At 60.9% G+C, this 16,340-nt stretch carries 16 protein-coding genes; 7 read left to right on the forward strand and 9 right to left on the reverse strand.

Translation table 11 applies throughout. The annotated features are described in order from the left end of the window. Positions 1–50 precede the first annotated feature (50 nt). Positions 51–1,544, reverse strand: a complete 1,494-nt coding sequence (locus AB5Y70_RS00545) for a histidine-type phosphatase (RefSeq protein ID WP_102948912.1) — start codon at positions 1,542–1,544, stop codon at positions 51–53. 383 nt (positions 1,545–1,927) lie between these two features. Between AB5Y70_RS00545 and AB5Y70_RS00550 the strand changes: the two genes are divergently transcribed. Beyond that, entirely contained in the window at positions 1,928–2,260 is a 333-nt protein-coding gene (locus AB5Y70_RS00550; protein ID WP_039039727.1) for a hypothetical protein, read from the forward strand. A gap of 114 nt (positions 2,261–2,374) precedes the next feature. Here the strand turns inward: AB5Y70_RS00550 and AB5Y70_RS00555 are convergent, their stop codons facing one another. From AB5Y70_RS00555 to AB5Y70_RS00565, 3 genes are all read right to left on the reverse strand, one after another. Then, entirely contained in the window at positions 2,375–2,974 is a 600-nt protein-coding gene (locus AB5Y70_RS00555) for a Yip1 family protein (protein ID WP_029314835.1), read from the reverse strand. Positions 2,975–3,211: 237 nt separating this feature from the next. Then, positions 3,212–4,555 (reverse strand): potassium channel family protein, encoded by a 1,344-nt coding sequence (locus AB5Y70_RS00560; RefSeq protein ID WP_043152903.1) that lies wholly within the window; start codon positions 4,553–4,555, stop codon positions 3,212–3,214. Positions 4,556–4,781: 226 nt separating this feature from the next. Further along, positions 4,782–5,363, reverse strand: a complete 582-nt coding sequence (locus AB5Y70_RS00565; RefSeq protein ID WP_042864483.1) for a YjaG family protein — start codon at positions 5,361–5,363, stop codon at positions 4,782–4,784. Between the two features lie 161 nt (positions 5,364–5,524). Between AB5Y70_RS00565 and AB5Y70_RS00570 the strand changes: the two genes are divergently transcribed. Next, complete coding sequence (locus AB5Y70_RS00570; RefSeq protein WP_043152907.1) at positions 5,525–6,469, forward strand: D-2-hydroxyacid dehydrogenase; 945 nt, start codon at positions 5,525–5,527, stop codon at positions 6,467–6,469. Positions 6,470–6,532: 63 nt separating this feature from the next. On the opposite strand, the gene mepM is transcribed toward AB5Y70_RS00570, so the two are convergent. Further along, the gene (gene mepM / locus AB5Y70_RS00575) at positions 6,533–7,870 is read right to left on the reverse strand and encodes a murein DD-endopeptidase MepM (protein ID WP_041212320.1); all 1,338 of its coding nucleotides are present in this window, start codon (positions 7,868–7,870) and stop codon (positions 6,533–6,535) included. Between the two features lie 270 nt (positions 7,871–8,140). Between mepM and AB5Y70_RS00580 the strand changes: the two genes are divergently transcribed. Beyond that, complete coding sequence (locus tag AB5Y70_RS00580) at positions 8,141–9,442, forward strand: LapD/MoxY N-terminal periplasmic domain-containing protein (protein WP_043152912.1); 1,302 nt, start codon at positions 8,141–8,143, stop codon at positions 9,440–9,442. Then, positions 9,439–10,380, forward strand: coding sequence for a TAXI family TRAP transporter solute-binding subunit (locus AB5Y70_RS00585; RefSeq protein WP_368175897.1), 942 nt, complete (start codon positions 9,439–9,441; stop codon positions 10,378–10,380). The genes AB5Y70_RS00580 and AB5Y70_RS00585 overlap by 4 nt, the downstream gene beginning before the upstream one ends. On the opposite strand, the gene AB5Y70_RS00590 is transcribed toward AB5Y70_RS00585, so the two are convergent. Continuing rightward, on the reverse strand, positions 10,375–11,049 hold the full coding sequence (locus AB5Y70_RS00590; RefSeq protein ID WP_041212317.1) for a transglutaminase-like cysteine peptidase: 675 nt from the start codon (positions 11,047–11,049) through the stop codon (positions 10,375–10,377). The genes AB5Y70_RS00585 and AB5Y70_RS00590 overlap by 6 nt on opposite strands. A 76-nt stretch (positions 11,050–11,125) precedes the next feature. Next, positions 11,126–12,064, reverse strand: coding sequence for a zinc ABC transporter substrate-binding protein ZnuA (gene znuA, locus AB5Y70_RS00595; RefSeq protein ID WP_043152916.1), 939 nt, complete (start codon positions 12,062–12,064; stop codon positions 11,126–11,128). 94 nt (positions 12,065–12,158) lie between these two features. Here znuA and znuC point away from each other — a divergent pair, with 94 nt between their 5' ends. Beyond that, complete coding sequence (gene znuC / locus AB5Y70_RS00600; RefSeq protein WP_043152919.1) at positions 12,159–12,923, forward strand: zinc ABC transporter ATP-binding protein ZnuC; 765 nt, start codon at positions 12,159–12,161, stop codon at positions 12,921–12,923. A 9-nt stretch (positions 12,924–12,932) separates the two neighbouring features. Continuing rightward, on the forward strand, positions 12,933–13,712 hold the full coding sequence (gene znuB / locus AB5Y70_RS00605; protein WP_043152922.1) for a zinc ABC transporter permease subunit ZnuB: 780 nt from the start codon (positions 12,933–12,935) through the stop codon (positions 13,710–13,712). A 104-nt stretch (positions 13,713–13,816) separates the two neighbouring features. On the opposite strand, the gene AB5Y70_RS00610 is transcribed toward znuB, so the two are convergent. Then, a complete protein-coding gene (locus AB5Y70_RS00610; protein ID WP_042014956.1) occupies positions 13,817–14,734 on the reverse strand; it encodes a LysR substrate-binding domain-containing protein in 918 nt (305 codons plus the stop codon). 91 nt (positions 14,735–14,825) lie between these two features. Here AB5Y70_RS00610 and AB5Y70_RS00615 point away from each other — a divergent pair, with 91 nt between their 5' ends. Further along, the gene (locus AB5Y70_RS00615) at positions 14,826–15,683 is read left to right on the forward strand and encodes a DMT family transporter (protein ID WP_010672801.1); all 858 of its coding nucleotides are present in this window, start codon (positions 14,826–14,828) and stop codon (positions 15,681–15,683) included. Here the strand turns inward: AB5Y70_RS00615 and AB5Y70_RS00620 are convergent. Next, a complete protein-coding gene (locus AB5Y70_RS00620; protein ID WP_041214394.1) occupies positions 15,680–16,270 on the reverse strand; it encodes a uracil-DNA glycosylase family protein in 591 nt (196 codons plus the stop codon). The genes AB5Y70_RS00615 and AB5Y70_RS00620 overlap by 4 nt on opposite strands. Positions 16,271–16,340: the final 70 nt, after the last annotated feature.

Raw genomic sequence — 16,340 nt, forward strand, 5'->3', positions numbered from 1 at the left:
CAAAAAAATCGGGGCCGGCGATGACCGGCCCCGGGGATGGCACGAGCGCGTCAGGACGAGTAGTCGTAACAGCGTTTGAGCTCGCCGAAGTCATAGAAGAAGCTGCCCACCGCAATGGGGGCGCAACCTGCCTTGAAGGCGAGCTCCTTCTCGTTGTAAAGCATCTTCACCAGCACCCGGCCGGCCTCGTTGCGGTAGACATCCCACTGGATATTGGCCGCATAGGGAGAGACCCAGCCGCCACGCCATTCGTTGTTTTCCTGGCTCATCAGCACGCCGGGCTGGGCGCTCTGACGACTCCCTTCCAGCTTCATCAGGGCCGCCAGCGGGATCAGGGTCTCCGCATGGGCGAAGCGCAGCTTGGCGACATGCTCGCCCGCCTCTTCCACCACCTGGGTCTGTACCTCGTTGAAGAGGCCGTCAAGCAGGGGCTGGGCCACGGCGTAGGTGGCGCTCTGGCTGGCAAGACTCGGCCCCTTCTCGTAGAAGTCCTCGGCATCGGAGAGGTAGGAGAACCAGGCAGACTCCTCTGGCGTGATGAACTGCTCGAGATCCCAGGACCCGCCTTGTGCCTGCGCCTCCCGGATCATCCCCGGGCCGATGATGAAGAGGTTGTAGAGCATGAGGGCGGCGTCCACCTCGTCACGCACATGGGTCTTGCCGCCGTCTTCCGGGTTCACCGCCACATAATCCACCCCGGCGGCCAGCTCGTCGACGAAAGCCTTGCTGTAGAGACGCTCGAGCATCTCGCGGGCCATCACCCGGGTCCTGGGCAGGGCCTTGAGCGCATCGAGGACCTCGGTCAGCTCGGGAGCAGGAGCCACCCCGTTGTCTTCGTCCCCGACAAAGGCCTGATAGGCCTGGAAGGTGGGCAGATACCGGGTGTACTCCCCCTGTGGCTCGGTCTTGTGGAAGTAGAGCTCGAACTTGTTGCGCAGCCCCTTGTCGATCTCGGAAGGGTTCTCCTGGCTGACGTAACAGTCGGGGCTGTCCGTCACCAGAGAGACCCGTTTGGCCAGGCTCTGCATGAAGAAGTAGGCGCTTTCGTTGGCGCGATCCTTGCCCGATGTCTCGACCTTGAGGCAGAGGGGAGTCGATTCAGTGGTCAGCAGGGTGGGCAGCCGTTCGGCGAGCCGGGTCGCCAGGTTGGCGTGCTCCTCCTTGCCGAGCGCACTCAGCAGGCCATAGCCGAGGGTCTGGTTGGCGGCCGTGACGGCGTCCACCTTGGCGCCGAGCCGTTGGCCCAGCTCGGTCAAGGCCCCCTGTCTTGCGGCCTCCTCCCACACCAGCTTGGTCAGCACATCGTATTTGGGGCTCGACAACGAGCGGGAGCCATGGCGTGCCACCAGTTCGGTGAAGACGGGACTAAAGCCTTCAGGGGCAACCTCATAGCTGTTCATTGCCTGACGGGCGGCATAGACCGCCTTGGTGCTGTATTGATAGTCGCCGACGGCGGGCGAGGAGGAGTCGTTGCCCGAATTGCAGCCGCTCAGCAGGGTGGCCGCCACGCAGGCGGCAAGGGAAGAGACGCGAAACATAGTCATCCTTGAACCAGTGTGAAAATGAAGCCGCACAGTACGCACCGGATGTGACAATCCGGTGTCAGGTCTGGGACATGCACCTCTCTCCGGAAGGGTGAACACCCTCCAACCCGTCTATGTCCCCCCACAAAAAAATCATTCATATTTTTTGAACGTGTAGGCCAGTTTATCTCGCTAACAATGACCGGGTGAGGCGCTTAATATTCACACATCGCTTAGGCAGGAGCGCCAAGCCGCAAAACAACTGGTCGTTCATGGCAGTCCCCCATACACATGGGTGACAAACATCCGTGACAAAACAACACACCATTTGAATGACCTCTTGCAAGGATGCATTGATGCAGGCCTGTCAGGCCTTGCCAATGACATAAAAACCAAGAGAGTGAATGAACATGAAAAACGTGATCAAGATGCTGGCCGTTGCAGGCCTGATGAGTGCCGGTGTTGCCCAGGCTTCCGTCCCCGCCGACTTCAACGCCACCCCGGGTGTGCTGTTCGTGAACTGGCATGCCAGCGCCGCCATGGCTGGCAAGGCCAACCCCATGCTGGAGGTGCGCGATGAATCCGGTGATCTGGTGGCCTCCGTCCACGCCAACCTGATGGGTACCCAACAGGTACAGATCCCGAGCCGCGCCCAGGGCAACCTGACCGTCAGCCTCGGCGATCAGAGCAGCGATTACCGCATCCCGTTCGGCATCGGCAGCGGCAATCCCCGCTGATCAACGCAGACGACTTCCCTCCCGGGTCTGGCAAAGACACGCCGACCAGGCGAGAGATCAACGACAAGGGCGCCATCAAGGCGCCCTTGTCGTCGTTGCCGTCGGCACGCACGGCTACTGGGTGAAGACGGGACCGAAGCCGGATCCCCACAGGATGGCCGTGGCAGCCAGCACGCAGACCAGCAACACCAGGCCGACCGTCACCACTGAGCTGGCGTAGATGAATCCCTGCTCCTTGGTGATGTGCATCAGGATGGGCACGCCGATATAGAGCAGGTAGACGGAATAGGTCAGCCCGACCAGACCGATGAGCATCACGAACCAGAGATGCGGGAAGAAAGCGGAGAAGCCCACCATGAAGAGTGGCGTGGAGGTGTAGGCCGCCAGCTCCAGCGAGGTCGTGTAGCTGGGATCCGAGCCGAAGGTATGCCCCATCCAGTGCACCAGATAGGAGAGTGCCAGCACGCCGATGATAAGGGTCACGTACATGGCGACCGACAGCTTGAATGCGCTGTTGGCGGTCAGGGTGATGGGATCGCCGACCCCGATGCTCCAGCCGATGTGAACGGCGGAATAGTAGGCGCAGATGGGAGGGATAAGGGCCACGAGCAGGATGTGAGTCAGACTGTTTCTGAAGCTGTCGTGCCGCTCGTCTATGGTATGCCATTCGGTGTGGGGATGGGCATACAATCCCCATAAGTGATTCAATATCATAGCGTTATTCCTTCTCTACATCGGTGGTTGGCGGATCGATACCGGGCTTTCTCCTCTGATTGCGTCATGTCCGGGCGCTGGTGGCGCCATCGCTTGCCATGGCATGCGATGACTTTAAATAAAGTCGCTCCACCGCCGCTGCGTCAAGCAGGGTCGCCGAGCCAGCCGGGAGGGATGGGAAGACAGCAGGAGGGCACCGGAGGCGGGCACTGATGGCACCCGCCGCCGGCACTCCCGTCAATACTGCTTGGTTTTCGAGGCAAAACCCGCGAGGAAGAGACCGGTCAGGAACATGCCGCAGAAGGCTTCGATGGCCGACAGCAGTTGCAGCGGCGAGGAGGTCTGGGAGATGTCCCCATAACCCAGGGTCACGAAGGTGACGATGCTGAAATAGAGGGAGCGCCCCAGATGGCCGTGGGTTGCAGACTCCGGTGCCAGGAAATAGGTCAGGGTCGCCAGCAGGATCACCCCCATCGACATCAGCAGGCTTCTGATGGGACGCTCCCCAAACCCCCAGGTGATGAAGCTGATGAACTTGCCCGCGCACTTGAGATAGCACAACAGGGAGAGCCAGCACTTCGTCATCGGACCGCTGCGCAACCAGCGCTCCCGGAACAGCTCCCGCGGGCTCGCCAGGGACTTCATCTCGTGCAGCTTCTCCTTGTAGTAGCACTCGCCGGCGTCGACGGTGTCACCCACGCTGGAGAAGAGACGCTTGGCATTGCGATAGAGTTTGCTCGCCTCGTTGTGGTCGATCCGCCCATTGTCGTTGTAGACCACCTCCACCTTGTCCAGGTTGGTGTGCTCCATGGTGGCATCGAAGTTCTTGGCGCTGACGCTGAAGTTTTTCAGCACCGCCCGGGAGGAGTGGAAGCGGATCTCCTCGCACTCTATGGTGAAGTCCTGAAAGACCCCGTCCTCCAGCGCCAGCTCCCGCTTCTTGGCCCAGGCCCTGTGGTCCCACAGCAGGGAGTCGAACAGATCGAGCCCGATCACCCCGCCATTGACCCTGACCCCCTTGGCCGAGCAGTGCCACAGATAAACCTTGGAGTTGTTGACGGCCCCATCGAGAGAGAGCTCGTCGAGACAGGTAAAATCGAGCAACCGGCCGGAGATGATGGGGCTTTTGAGGGTAACACCGCCGATGTTGAGCAGACGATGCTTGCCCAGCACCTGGGCCTCCCCCTTGTTGTTCTCCGAGACCGAAAGCAGGCTTTGCACCCGTTTCACCTCGTCATTGCCATGTTTTCCCGCCAGCCACATGCTGTAAGGCTCGAAACGGGTCTCCGAGCGAATGAGGCCGCTCTTGCGCAGGGATTCCAGTGCACTCGAGGCGCTCTCATACAGGCGGACCTTGTCGTCGCTCATGTAGACACAAAGGCTCAGCACGCAGCGGGAGCTGATGAAGCGGGCGATGCCGATCTGGAAGATCACGCTTTTTTCTATCTTCTGCTCCGCCATCCAGTCGTCGAAATGGGGCAGCGACGCCACCAGCAGCGCCCAGATACGGGGATAATCGTTCTCACGCCGCCACTCGTTGAATTGCTCGGGGGAAAGCTGCCAAAGCTCTGTTGCATTCATAGATGACCTCAGTAATGGAGATGTTCTCGTCGGTGATTCTCTGTCAAGTGCAACCAATAGAAGCGAGCTTACAACAGCAACGAATGGCCCCTAAGAATCAGGAGAAAAAAAGTTAACCATTTGAAAAAAATGCATAAATGCTTTCTCACACACCAAAAAAATGAACGCTCAGAGATAAAAAAAACTCCCGACCGGGAGCTTTTTTTATGGGCAGTACGCGATGGCGTTACGCCTCCAGGCTGATGCCGATGTTGGAGACGCCGTCCTGGGCCGCGAAGGCGCGGATGGCAAGGATGCGGTCGCTGTCCCGTTCATGGGCCACCCGTTTGAGCAGTTCGACCTGGAACTCCAGCTCCGCTTCCATGTACTCGTGCTCATAGAGCTCCTCATCGCTGAGATCCCGCTCTTCCAGCATCTCGATGAAGCCGGCGACCGTGCCGACAGACGCATGGCTGGCGTCGTTGGCCTCTTCCCCCACCCGGCAGATCACCGAGTTGTAGGCACAGCCCAGCGCCACGCAGGCGTCCAGTGCCGGATAGGCGCCGTAGGATTCAAACTTGCGGGGATCGGGAATGTAGACTTCAAACGCTTCCAGAATGGCACCAAGATTGACGCGGGATCCCTTGACCGTCAGGTAGTTCCACATCTGATCCAGCGCGTGACGGAATGCCCTCGCATCCCCGAAACCGGAAGCCTGGGTAAAGAGCACATAGTTGGGGTACATGCGCTCTGCCAGCGCCAGGGTATAGACGGTTTGCTGCCAGGGCTGCAGCTCGGCCAGTCGCTTATAAAACTTGTCACCAAACACTGGAGTCGGATCCTTTGCAAAATGTGGGGCAGATTGTAGCCCACGAGGGCCCCGTCTAAAAATGAAAAAGCGCCCTGCTCGACTATCTTGCCCGATCAACTGGGGTAAGATGGAGACAGCATCCCTCTCGCCTTGCCATAAACACGATAAGGAACAAGAGTATGAGCCAACGTACCCTGCTGCTGTTGAGTCAGGACAACAGCCACTATGAACGCCTGCTCAAGGCGGCCCATCTTCCCCATCTGCACATTCTTCGGGCCGACAATCAGGCCGAGGCCGAACAGCTTATCGGTGACGCTCATATCCTGATGGCCGAGCCTGCCCGGGCCAAGCCGCTGCTGGCCAAGGCCGGCAAGCTCAGCTGGCTCCAGTCCACTTATGCCGGGGTCGACGTGCTGCTGGACGCCAGTTGCCGCCGCGACTACCTGCTCACCAATGTCCGCGGCATCTTCGGCCCCTTGATGAGCGAGTATGTGTTCGGCCATCTGCTCAGCCTGACCCGCCAGTTGCCACTCTATCGCGAGCAGCAGCAGCAGGGCGTCTGGCAGAGCCATCCCTATCAGGGCTTGAAGGGAAAGACGCTGCTGCTGCTCGGTACCGGCAGCATAGGGCAGCATATCGCCCACACCGGAAAGCATTTTGGCATGAGGGTGCTCGGCATCAGCCACAGTGGCCGTGAGCGTGCCGGGTTCGATCAGGTGTACCAGTTGCCGGCTCTCAACAAGATGCTGGCCCAGGCCGATGTCATCGTCAGCGTGCTGCCCGCCACCCGCGAGACTCGCCACCTCTTCACCGCCGAACGCTTCGGCCACTGCAAACCGGGCGCCATCTTCTTCAACGTCGGTAGAGGCAATGCCGTCCATGAGGGGGATCTGCTGGCGGCACTGCAAGCCGGCAAGCCCGCCATGGCGGTGCTCGATGTGTTCGAGCAGGAACCCCTGCCCGCTGACAGCCCGCTCTGGCACCAACCCAATCTCATCGTGACGCCCCACAACAGCGCCTACAGCTTCCCGGAAGATGTGGCCCAGATCTTCATCCGCAACTACATCCGCTTCATCGATGGTCAGCAGCTGGACGGCAGGATCGACTTTGACAAGGGTTATTGAAGCCGTTCTGCAATGAAAAGGCCCCGCCAGTTGGCGGGGCCTTTTTCGTCAGGAGGGAGCCGTTCAGCCCGCCTCCATCTCTTTGCGGTAGCTCTTCACCTTGGCGAGGAACTGACGCTTGTCCTTGCCGGAGAGCGGCTCCGCCATCGGCAGCTTGATCTTCATGGGATCCACCGGGCGGTTGTTGATGCGTACTTCGTAGTGCAGGTGAGCACCGGTGGAGCGGCCCGTGTTGCCGGAGAGGGCAATCTTGTCACCCATCTTCACCTTCTGGCCCGGCTTGACCAGCAGCTTGCTCAGGTGCAGATAACGGGTCATCAGGGTACGGCCGTGCTTGATCACGACATAGGTGCCTGCCAGCGGGTGGCTGGTTGCCTTGAGGACCACACCGTCACCGGTCGCCATGATGGGCGTGCCTACCGGCAAGGCAAAGTCGGTTCCCTCATGGGGCCGGACCTGCCCGGTAATGGGATGACGGCGATTCGGGTTGAAACTGGAGCTGACCCGGTAACGGCTGTGAGTCGGATAACGGCGGAAGCCGCGCTCCAGGCTGTTTGCCTGACCGTCATAATAGTTGCCATCTTCCGACAACCAGGCTGACACGGCCTTGCCCTGGCTGAACACCTCGACCCCCAGCAACTGGGTATTGCCCGTACTCTTGCCGTCGACCGTCTCCTGACGGACCAGCACCTTGAACTTGTCACCCTTTTTCAAATCCTTGGCGAAGTTGAGGCGCCACTGGAACAGGTTGGCAATCTTCTGGATATGGTTGGCCGGGATACCGGCATTGCGGGCGCTGACGTAGAAGCTGCCGTTGATGACACCGTCATAGCTCTTCTGCTGCCACTCTACCTCTTCATTGAGCATGTTGGCGCTATAGGTGTCGTCGGTACGCTCCAGCACCAGGGTCTGCTTGATGTTCAGGCGGATCTTCAACTGCTGCAGAATGTTGTCCTGATCGATCAGCAACTCGATGGTCTGACCGGGTTTGAGACGCGCCAGGTTGTTCTTGGCATCCGCATCCAGCACCTTGTAGAGGGTGGTGGTGGACAGCCCCAGGTTGTTGAAGATGGTGGTCAGGTTCTCGCCGTTGCGAACCCGGTAATCTTGCCATTGAGGCGTGGCATCGGCCGGGATGTCGTCTTCGGGAGCGGCTGACTCGACCAGCTCGTGATCCGGAATGTCGTTGAAGTCGGTGTTGTCTTCGTTGGTTGCGGTGCCCGTGGTGGCGATCGGCAACTCCAGACGCAGTGGCCGCTCCAGGATGTCACCGGGAGCTGGCAATACGGCTACCGCTGACAGCGTCATGGCCGTGAGCAATAGCATGGCATAGAAATGCTTGCGGGGAACCGGGGGTTCCCAATTGGCAGCCTGGGCTACCAAGGGACGGAGACGTTTCATCCGCTATCCTGTTATTAGATCTAAGGGTGGTGGTTGTGGGTCTGTTTTTATGAGTTTTTATTATGAAAACCGAATATCTGGCTTTTAGACCTAAATACTTACAAAAAGTTCATAGCTCCATGCACGAAACTCACATTTTATGCATAACCTTCCAGCATGGGCAGAAATGATCGTCATTTTCAGCCATTTTTTTCTATTTTTAAGAACCAAGTCCGGTTGTGGTGCTCTCCGGCCCAGAAAATGTTGCAAAAACATCTCCATGGAGTGGGTATGTCATTGGCAAAATTGTTAAATGTAATCATCCTAATCCTCTTCACCATCGGCGCCGCGCTGCTGCTCGTGCTGGAGATCACCACGGTACGACAGTCTATTCTCGACCAGATGTCGGCCAACCTTGAAACCGCCATCACCGCACTGGGGCTGGTGCTGCAGGGCACTCTGCTCAACGATGACAAGGTCCTTGCCGAGACCATAGTGAACGCCATGTTCGACGGAGGCTTCGTCAACTCCGTCGTTCTGCTGGATCCGGATGGCCAGGTGCTGTTCCAGAAGGTGTTCCACACCGCACAGCAAAATGTTCCAGGCTGGCTCCCCTCAGTTATCGACATGCCACCGGTCAAGATTGAGCAGGAGTTGACCGACGGCTGGCGCATTCTCGGTACCCTCACGCTCGAGGGACACAAGGGTTACGCCTACCAGCATCTGTGGAACGCCATCAGTCGTACCGGACTTGCGCTGCTCGCCGGCCTGCTGGTGTTCAGCCTGGTGATCACCTGGGTGTGCCGCCGCCTGCTGCGCCCCCTCGAACAGATCAGTCTGCAACTGGCCCGGATCCGCAAACGCCAGTTCAGCGGCAACCTGCCAACCCCGTGGCTTCGCGAATTGCAGGAAGTCGTTGTCTCCATCAACCAGCTGGTCTCTGAACGCAAGCGGGACCTGCTGCAACAGCGGCTCAAGATCACCCAGCTTGGCAAGCACGACGCTCTCCCGACCCACCAGAAGCTCGTTGGGCTGGTCGACACCGATGGCAACACCTATCAGCAGCATTTCTTCTCCACTCAGGGGAGTATCAGGCTCTACAGCCGCCTGCTACCCAAGCACCCCCCCACCACGGACAGTTCGCCGGATGAAATTCGGGGGCTGCTCAACGACTGGCTGACTCAGAAGGCGGAAGGGCTCCAGCTGCCTCTCAGCCTGCTCGGCCACCCAGACTGGGCGCAGTTTGCCCCCGTGCTGACCAGCGCTCGTGGTAAGACGCTGGACTGGCGCTGGGATCTGGCGATCTTCCCCCCCCTGGCCGAGGAACGACTGACCGCACTCCAGTCCCAGGGGATTGAGCTGGCATTCAGCAACATCCCGATGAACAACGACAATCTGGCCAGGCTCGACCCCATCAGACCTGTCTTCATCAGTTGCCAGCTCACCCAGTCCCCCCTTTATTGGAACCTGCTCTCCCAATGCCTCCATGCTTCCGGCTACACCTTGCTGGCGGAAGCCGGCGACGTAAGCGATGTGGACATGCTGCGCAGTTGGGGCATCGATGGTTATGCCACTCAGGAGAATGCATCATGAGGATCCCGCTGCTGCTGCTCGCCCTGCTGTGGCAACCGACCCTGCACGCGACCACCATGACCATAGGCACAGGGGGGGAGCAAGGCATCTATTATCAGGTCATCAAGGAGTTCTGCAGACTGGCCAAAAAAAGTGACCCCACGATGCCCTGCAAACTACAGGCCAGCTCCGGGTCCATCGAAAATCTCCGCCAGCTGAAAACGGGAGAGGTACCCTATGCGCTCGTCCAGTCCGACTGGCTCTATCAGGCCAGCCAGGGCACCGGGCCTTTCGCTGCCCAGCCACAACCCGAGCTGAGGGCGCTCTTTGCCACCCACGCCGAACCTTTCACCATAGTGGTGCGAGCCGATGGGGATATCACCACCCTGGAGCAGCTCAAGCTGGCCCCCATCGACATGGGCCTGAAGAGTTCAGGGACTTGTCAAACGGCATTGGCCCTGTTCAATGTTCTGGGCGCAAAGGAGCAAGATCTCGATTTGAAGAGCGTCGCCAATCTCTCCGAAGCGTTGTGCAATAAACAGATCGATGCCTATGGCCTTGTCATGGGTCATCCCAACCGCATCGTGCTGGACACCGCCAAGCGCTGCGCCGTGCGCTTCCTGGCGATCGAGGGGCCCGTAAGGGACCAGCTGCTCAAGGGGGTCAGGTATTATCAGCGCAGCCAGGTGCCGGCACGCATCTACCCGGGCAACCTCAAGGCAACCCCCACCTTCGCCATCGCCGCCACCCTGGTGACCAATGCCGCCACTCCCGATGACGAGGTCTATCGGCTGACCCGGGCCATGCTGAGTCAGCAAACCAGTTTCAACGAACAGACCTATGGCTATGCGAACCTGTTTCACAAGGCGCGCAACAAAATAGGCCCGGTGCTGAGTGTCGAACAGCATCCGGGCGCGGGAAAATATTTCGAGGAGTTGAAGGCGGCGGGCAAGTTATAGCTGGCGACGGGGGGAGCGCAAATGCTCGCTGGAGAAGCGGCTCTGCATCGAGGTCCACTGGGCCAGGCGATCGGCACTCCCCGCCAGGGTTCCCTCGCGACGGGATTTCATGATCCAGATGCTTTTGGCATCGAAACTGTAAACCGGCTGCAGATCATTGCGCTTGCTCCCCGGCAGGATGCGGCCATTGATGTTGTCCAGCACCAGGGGATCTGACTTGATGGTCGGGAAGTACAACGTCACCATGTGGAATTGGTTGTAACGAATTGCCTTCACATAGGCCAGCCGCAGCTTCTTCTCGTCGACCCCCAGCTCCATCAGGGTATAGTACTTGGCGATGCTGTAGTCCTCGCAATCCCCTCCTCTCGCCCCGATGAACTCCAGCGGATTGGCCCAATAATCATCATCCCCCCACAGTCTGGGATCCTCGCTGTAGGTCAGGTTGTTGAAGTAGTTGTTCACCAGCTCCAGCTTCTGCTGGTCCGTCGTTCCGGCTCTTGGCGTCAGCAGACGAGAGAAGGCCTCGGACCGCTGGATCGCTCTGGCGCCATAGACCGCCTGCATTTTTGCCCTGAGTTCCGGGCTGGCGATGTGTTCGGAAAGACCGGATGCCTGTATGCCGGATCCCAGCAGGGTCAGCGTGCAGGCAGAGACGAGCAACCATTTCATGACTGACACTCCATATCAGATGCTGGAGGTCAGTATAGTTGGCCGCGCCGCCTCTATCGTCAATGTCGGGCAAGGCCTAGCGGCACTGGGCGAAGGCATCCGCCAACTGCTGCATGAATTGCGGATAACCGTCCGGACCGAGCGGCACCTGCTCGCCGACTTCGTCCAGCAGCAGCACCTTGGCCCCGGTATTGCGGGCAACCGACTCGATCACCGCCGGGGAGAACTGCGGCTCGGCGTAGATGCAGCTCGCCTTTTTCTCTTCCAGCGCCTTGCGGATGTCAATCAGCGTCTTGGCTCCCGGGCGACGCTCCGGGCTCACGGTGAAGTGTCCCTTGGAGCTCATGCCGTAGTGACGCTCCCAGTATCCATAGGCTTCGTGGAACACGAAGTAGCCCTTCTGATCCACCGCGTTCATCTGCACGGCGATCACCTTGTCCAGGGCGTCAACCTTGCCCTCGAAGGCCGCGAGATTGGCGGCATAGCGCGCCTGGTTGGCAGGATCCAGCTTGCCCAGTTCGGTCGCGATCGCCTCGGCAATCACCTTGGCCTGGGTTGGACCCAGCCAGATGTGGGGATCCACCCCTTCGTGGTGGTGCCCTTCATGGCCCTCGTCGTGCGAGCCGTGGTCGTGGGCGGCATGGTCATGATCCTTGTCATCATGGTGATGATCGTCATGTTCCCCCTGGGTCGCATAGTTGTACAGCGGCATGCCGGGAACCTGGGTCAGGGTCAATACATGAGGATGCTGGGCCAGGGGTTTGGCCATGAAGCCTTCCAGCTCGGGACCGACCCACACCACCAGATCGGCCTCCTTGATATTGCGCATGTCGGAAGGGCGCAGGGAAAAATCGTGGGGCGACGCACCGGTGGGCAGCAGCACCCCGGGCTCGCTCACACCATCGGTGATCGCCGCCGCGATGAAGCCCAGGGGTTTGATGGTGGTCAGCACCTCGAGGGCACGGACAGGCAGACTCACCGCCATCAGGGCAGTGATCAGAGCAAGAATTCGCATAGAGGTCTCGTCAGGGTGTGTGTGTGTGATAATATAACAAACCAACGTCGCTGTTATATTATAACTCTCACAGGCTGTAAACCCCGGAGCTGTCATGACCCAACTGGTGGAGCTGAAAGAGGTCTGTCTCTCATTTGACGGACGACTCGTGCTCGACAAGGTCTCCTTTACCCTGAACAAAGGCAAAATCACCACCCTGGTCGGCCCCAACGGGGCGGGCAAGAGCACCCTGAGCAAGCTGGTGCTGGGCTTGCTCAGCCCAGATTCGGGGGACATCGTTCGCCGCCGCGATCTGCGGGTCGGCTATGTACCCCAGCGCCTCTATCTGGACCCCACCCTCCCCCTGACGGTGCGCCGCTTCCTGCAACTTGGCAAGAACAGCCGCCTCTCCATCGAGGAGGCGCTCAATCGGGTCGGTGCGCAGGAGCTCTTGGACAACCGGATGCAGAAGCTCTCCGGTGGCGAGATGCAGCGGGTACTGCTGGCCCGCGCCCTGCTGGTCAAACCCGAGCTGCTGGTGCTGGACGAACCGGTGCAAGGGGTAGATATCACGGGCCAGATCGAGCTCTATGCCCTCATCAGCCAGCTGGCCGCCGAGTTCCACTGCGCCGTGCTGATGGTCTCCCACGATCTGCACCTGGTGATGGCCAGCACTCACGAGGTGATCTGCCTCAATCGCCACGTCTGCTGCCACGGCGAGCCGGAGAGCGTGGCCCGCCACCCGGAATTTGCCCGCCTGTTCGGGCGACCGGAGCGGGAGGTGCTGGCGGTCTATACCCACCATCACCACTGCGATGGCGAACACCATCATCATGAACCGCAGGCCCCCGTCATCCGCCTGCCCTCTCGCAACAACTAGGATCTTCACGTGGACAGCTTTCTGTTATACGCCCTCGCGGCCGGACTCGGCATCGCCCTGCTGGCCGGGCCGCTTGGCAGCTTCGTGGTGTGGCGCAAGATGGCCTATTTTGGCGACACCCTCTCCCATGCCTGCCTCTTCGGCCTCGCCCTCGGCATCCTGCTGCAGGTGGACCTCACCCTGGCGGTCGTGGTCTGCTGCCTCGCCATGGCCATGCTGCTGGTCATCATGAGCCGCAACCAGCAGGTGGCCACCGACACCCTGCTCGGCATTCTGGCCCACAGCGCCCTGTCGCTGGGTCTGGTCACCCTGAGCTTCATGGACAACGTGCGGGTGGATCTGATGGCCTACCTGTTTGGCGACCTGCTCTCGGTGCAGCCCATGGACCTGCTCTGGATCTACGGCGGCGGCGCCCTGGTGCTGCTCACCCTGTGGCGACTCTGGGATCCCCTGCTCTCCATGACCATCTCGGAAGAGCTGGCCCGGGTGGAAGGGGTGCGGGTGGATGTGCTGCGCTGCGTGCTGATGTTGCTGATAGGCCTGGTCATCGCCGTGGCCATGAAGTTCGTCGGGGCGCTCATCATCACCTCCTTGCTGATCATTCCCGCCGCCACCGCCCGCCGCTTCAGCCAGACTCCGGAGCAGATGGCCGGCTTTGCCGCCCTGACAGGCTGTCTCGCCGTGCTGGGGGGCCTTGCCCTCTCCTGGTATCAGGACACCCCGGCCGGTCCCTCGGTCGTAGTCTGCGCCACCACCCTCTTTGTACTGAGCCAGTTCAAGCGCACCTGACCCGCTCCTGATGGCCCTGGTCTCGCCAGTGCCATCAGGCCTCCCGAATCAGACTCCTGCGTCGTGGGCTGTGCCGTCCATTCTGCATAGGGCCCCCAGCCCGTTCAGACGCGCCTGAGAGGCTCGTTTTCCCCGGGTCTCAGGCTCGCCTGCGACTCCTGCCACAGCCACTGACGCAACCGGCTGATGGCGGGTTCATGGGCGCGCGAGCGCTTGAAGACGAAATAGAAGTTGTCGCCGGTCTCGAGGGCGTGCAGGGGCAGCCGCACCAGACGCGGATCTTCCGGCTGCAACATGTAGTCATTGATGAGCGCCATTCCCTGGTCCCAGTTCGCCGCCTCCAGCGCGAGCAGGATATGGCTGAAATGGTGCACCCTCGCCTCGGGGGGAATGGTCAGCCCCCCCATTTCGGCCCAGCGCCGCCAATCTTCCCCCTTCTCGCGGTAGATAGCCTGGATGGAGAGCAGCGGCAACTGCCACAAGGTGGCGGGCCACTCCCCTTCCACCTGCTGCCACATCCGGCGACTGCATACCGGCATCAGCCGCTCCCGATAGAGCAGATCGTGCATGTAGCCCGGCCCTTCGGGGGAGACGGTGATGAAACCGTCCGCCACCCTGTCGGAGAGCTCGGGATCTTCCGCCACCATCTCCAGGCTGAGATCCAGCTCGGGATAGAGCTGGCGCAGCCCGGCCAGGCGCGGGATCAGCCACTTCACCGCAAACGAGCTGTAGACCGCGAGCCGCACCCGCATCTCGCCTCCACCGCGCAACTGCTCGCTGCTCTGGGCAATCTGGACCAGCCCGGCGGCGATCCCCTCGAAATAGATCTCCCCCTGGGGCGTCAGGGAGAGCAGCCGCCCCTGGCGCAGCAGCAGCCGCTCCCCCAGAAAATCCTCCAGCAGACGGATCTGGTGACTGACCGCACTCTGGCTGACATTGAGCTCCAGGGCGGCGCGGGAAAAACTCAGCAGGCGGGCAACCACCTCGAAATATTGAACGGCGCGCAGGGGGGGCAGCTTCATTATCCAAATTTCTCATGCGTGATGATTTTTTATCATTTTACTGGATAACAGGCCGCGGGCTACCCTCCCCTCATCTGAATCTGGAGGTGGTATGAATGCAGTCGGAATAGGCATCCTCTATCTGGTGCTCGGCAACATGGTGGCGGTCTTCTCCGATGCCCTGGTCAAGGTGCTGGAGCCGGACCAGCCCATCTTCCAGTTTGTCTTTTTCCGCCAGCTCTCCGCGGCCCTGCTGCTCGCCCCCTGGCTGCTCTGGTCCTGGCGGCGCAACCCGCCGGTAGCCCTCAAGTGGCACCTGCTGCGGGCCCATATCTGGGCCGTCGGTGTCTGCCTGATGGTGGTCGCCCTCACCCGGCTGCCGCTCGCCACCGCCAACGCCCTCTTCTATGCCGCCCCGCTGCTGATGGTGCCGCTCGCGGTCTGGCTGGCGGGGGAGGCACTCTCGCGCCAGAAGGTGCTGACGGCGCTGCTCGGCTTCGTCGGAGTGCTCATCGTGCTGCGCCCGACCGAGGTAAACTGGGCCGCCCTGGCGGCGCTCGGGGTGGCGCTCTCCCTGGCGGTCAACAACCTGCTGATCAAGCGCATCCCGCTCCAGCAGCCCATCGCCCAGACCCTGTTTTTCACCAATGTGCTGAGCATGCCCTTCATCCTGGCGCTGGCCTGGTGGGAAGGGGGCGAGTGGCAATGGCAGATGTGGTGGCCCGCCTTCGGCTCCTCGGCGCTCATCATGGTCTATGCAGGATTGTGCGTGATGGCCTATCGCAAGGCGGAGGCGAGCAAGATCGCCTCGGCGGAGTACACCGGGCTGCTGATGGCGGTCGCCATCGGGGTCTGGCTGTTTGACGAACAGCCAGGGCTGCCGCTGCTGCTGGGGTGCCTGTGCATCATACTGCCGCTGGTCGCCATGGCCCGCAGCAAGCCCAAGCCCCAGGCCGAGCCGGCGCTCTAGCCTGCCGGGTCAAGCAGGGGGGCGACCCGCTGCTGCAGATGGGGGATCACCCCCTGCTCGAACCAGGGGTTCTTCCTGAGCCAGAGGGTGTTGCGCGGGGACGGGTGCGGCAGCGGCAACCAGGCCGGGCCATAGTCCGCCCAGTGTCGCACCGTCTCGGTGAGCGATCCTTTCGCCGCCGCCCTCAGGTAGTAAGCCTGCGCATACTGGCCGATGAGCAGAGTCAGCTCGATGTTGGGCAGCAGCATCAGTACCTTGTCGTGCCAGGTGGGGGCACATTCCGGGCGCGGCGGCAGATCCCCCGACTTGCCCCTGCCCGGGTAACAGAGCCCCATGGGCATGATGGCGATGCGGGATTCATCGTAAAAGGTGGCCTTGTCCACCCCGAGCCACAAGCGCAGCCGATCGCCGGAGGGATCATCCCAGGGGATGCCGCTGGCGTGTACCCGGGTGCCGGGGGCCTGGCCGATGATGAGCAGACGGGCGCGCTCGTTGCCGCGGATCACCGGCCTTGGGCCGAGCGGCAGGTGGGCCTCGCACAGGCGGCAGGCCCGGATCTGTTCAAACAGGGGATCGAGTCGGTTCATGGGCCCGATAGTACCAGAGTTTTCTCCCCGCTCCCGCTTGTGAAAGGGGCGGCGGATACTTATCATGCAG

Origin of the sequence: Aeromonas sp. s1(2024), from assembly GCF_040908005.1 — a bacterium.
In the GTDB taxonomy this organism is placed as follows: Bacteria; Pseudomonadota; Gammaproteobacteria; order Enterobacterales; family Aeromonadaceae; genus Aeromonas; species Aeromonas caviae.

Excerpts from the sequence above, each read along its gene's own strand:
- AB5Y70_RS00580 (WP_043152912.1), top strand. The coding sequence starts at position 8,141 with ATGTCATTGGCAAAATTGTTAAATGTAATCATCCTAATCCTCTTCACC.
- AB5Y70_RS00570 (WP_043152907.1), top strand. The coding sequence starts at position 5,525 with ATGAGCCAACGTACCCTGCTGCTGTTGAGTCAGGACAACAGCCACTAT.
- AB5Y70_RS00560 (WP_043152903.1), bottom strand. The coding sequence starts at position 4,555 with ATGAATGCAACAGAGCTTTGGCAGCTTTCCCCCGAGCAATTCAACGAG.
- mepM (WP_041212320.1), bottom strand. The coding sequence starts at position 7,870 with ATGAAACGTCTCCGTCCCTTGGTAGCCCAGGCTGCCAATTGGGAACCC.
- AB5Y70_RS00585 (WP_368175897.1), top strand. The coding sequence starts at position 9,439 with ATGAGGATCCCGCTGCTGCTGCTCGCCCTGCTGTGGCAACCGACCCTG.
- AB5Y70_RS00590 (WP_041212317.1), bottom strand. The coding sequence starts at position 11,049 with ATGAAATGGTTGCTCGTCTCTGCCTGCACGCTGACCCTGCTGGGATCC.
- AB5Y70_RS00555 (WP_029314835.1), bottom strand. The coding sequence starts at position 2,974 with ATGATATTGAATCACTTATGGGGATTGTATGCCCATCCCCACACCGAA.
- AB5Y70_RS00610 (WP_042014956.1), bottom strand. The coding sequence starts at position 14,734 with ATGAAGCTGCCCCCCCTGCGCGCCGTTCAATATTTCGAGGTGGTTGCC.
- AB5Y70_RS00545 (WP_102948912.1), bottom strand. The coding sequence starts at position 1,544 with ATGACTATGTTTCGCGTCTCTTCCCTTGCCGCCTGCGTGGCGGCCACC.
- AB5Y70_RS00620 (WP_041214394.1), bottom strand. The coding sequence starts at position 16,270 with ATGAACCGACTCGATCCCCTGTTTGAACAGATCCGGGCCTGCCGCCTG.
- AB5Y70_RS00550 (WP_039039727.1), top strand. The coding sequence starts at position 1,928 with ATGAACATGAAAAACGTGATCAAGATGCTGGCCGTTGCAGGCCTGATG.
- AB5Y70_RS00615 (WP_010672801.1), top strand. The coding sequence starts at position 14,826 with ATGAATGCAGTCGGAATAGGCATCCTCTATCTGGTGCTCGGCAACATG.
- znuA (WP_043152916.1), bottom strand. The coding sequence starts at position 12,064 with ATGCGAATTCTTGCTCTGATCACTGCCCTGATGGCGGTGAGTCTGCCT.
- znuC (WP_043152919.1), top strand. The coding sequence starts at position 12,159 with ATGACCCAACTGGTGGAGCTGAAAGAGGTCTGTCTCTCATTTGACGGA.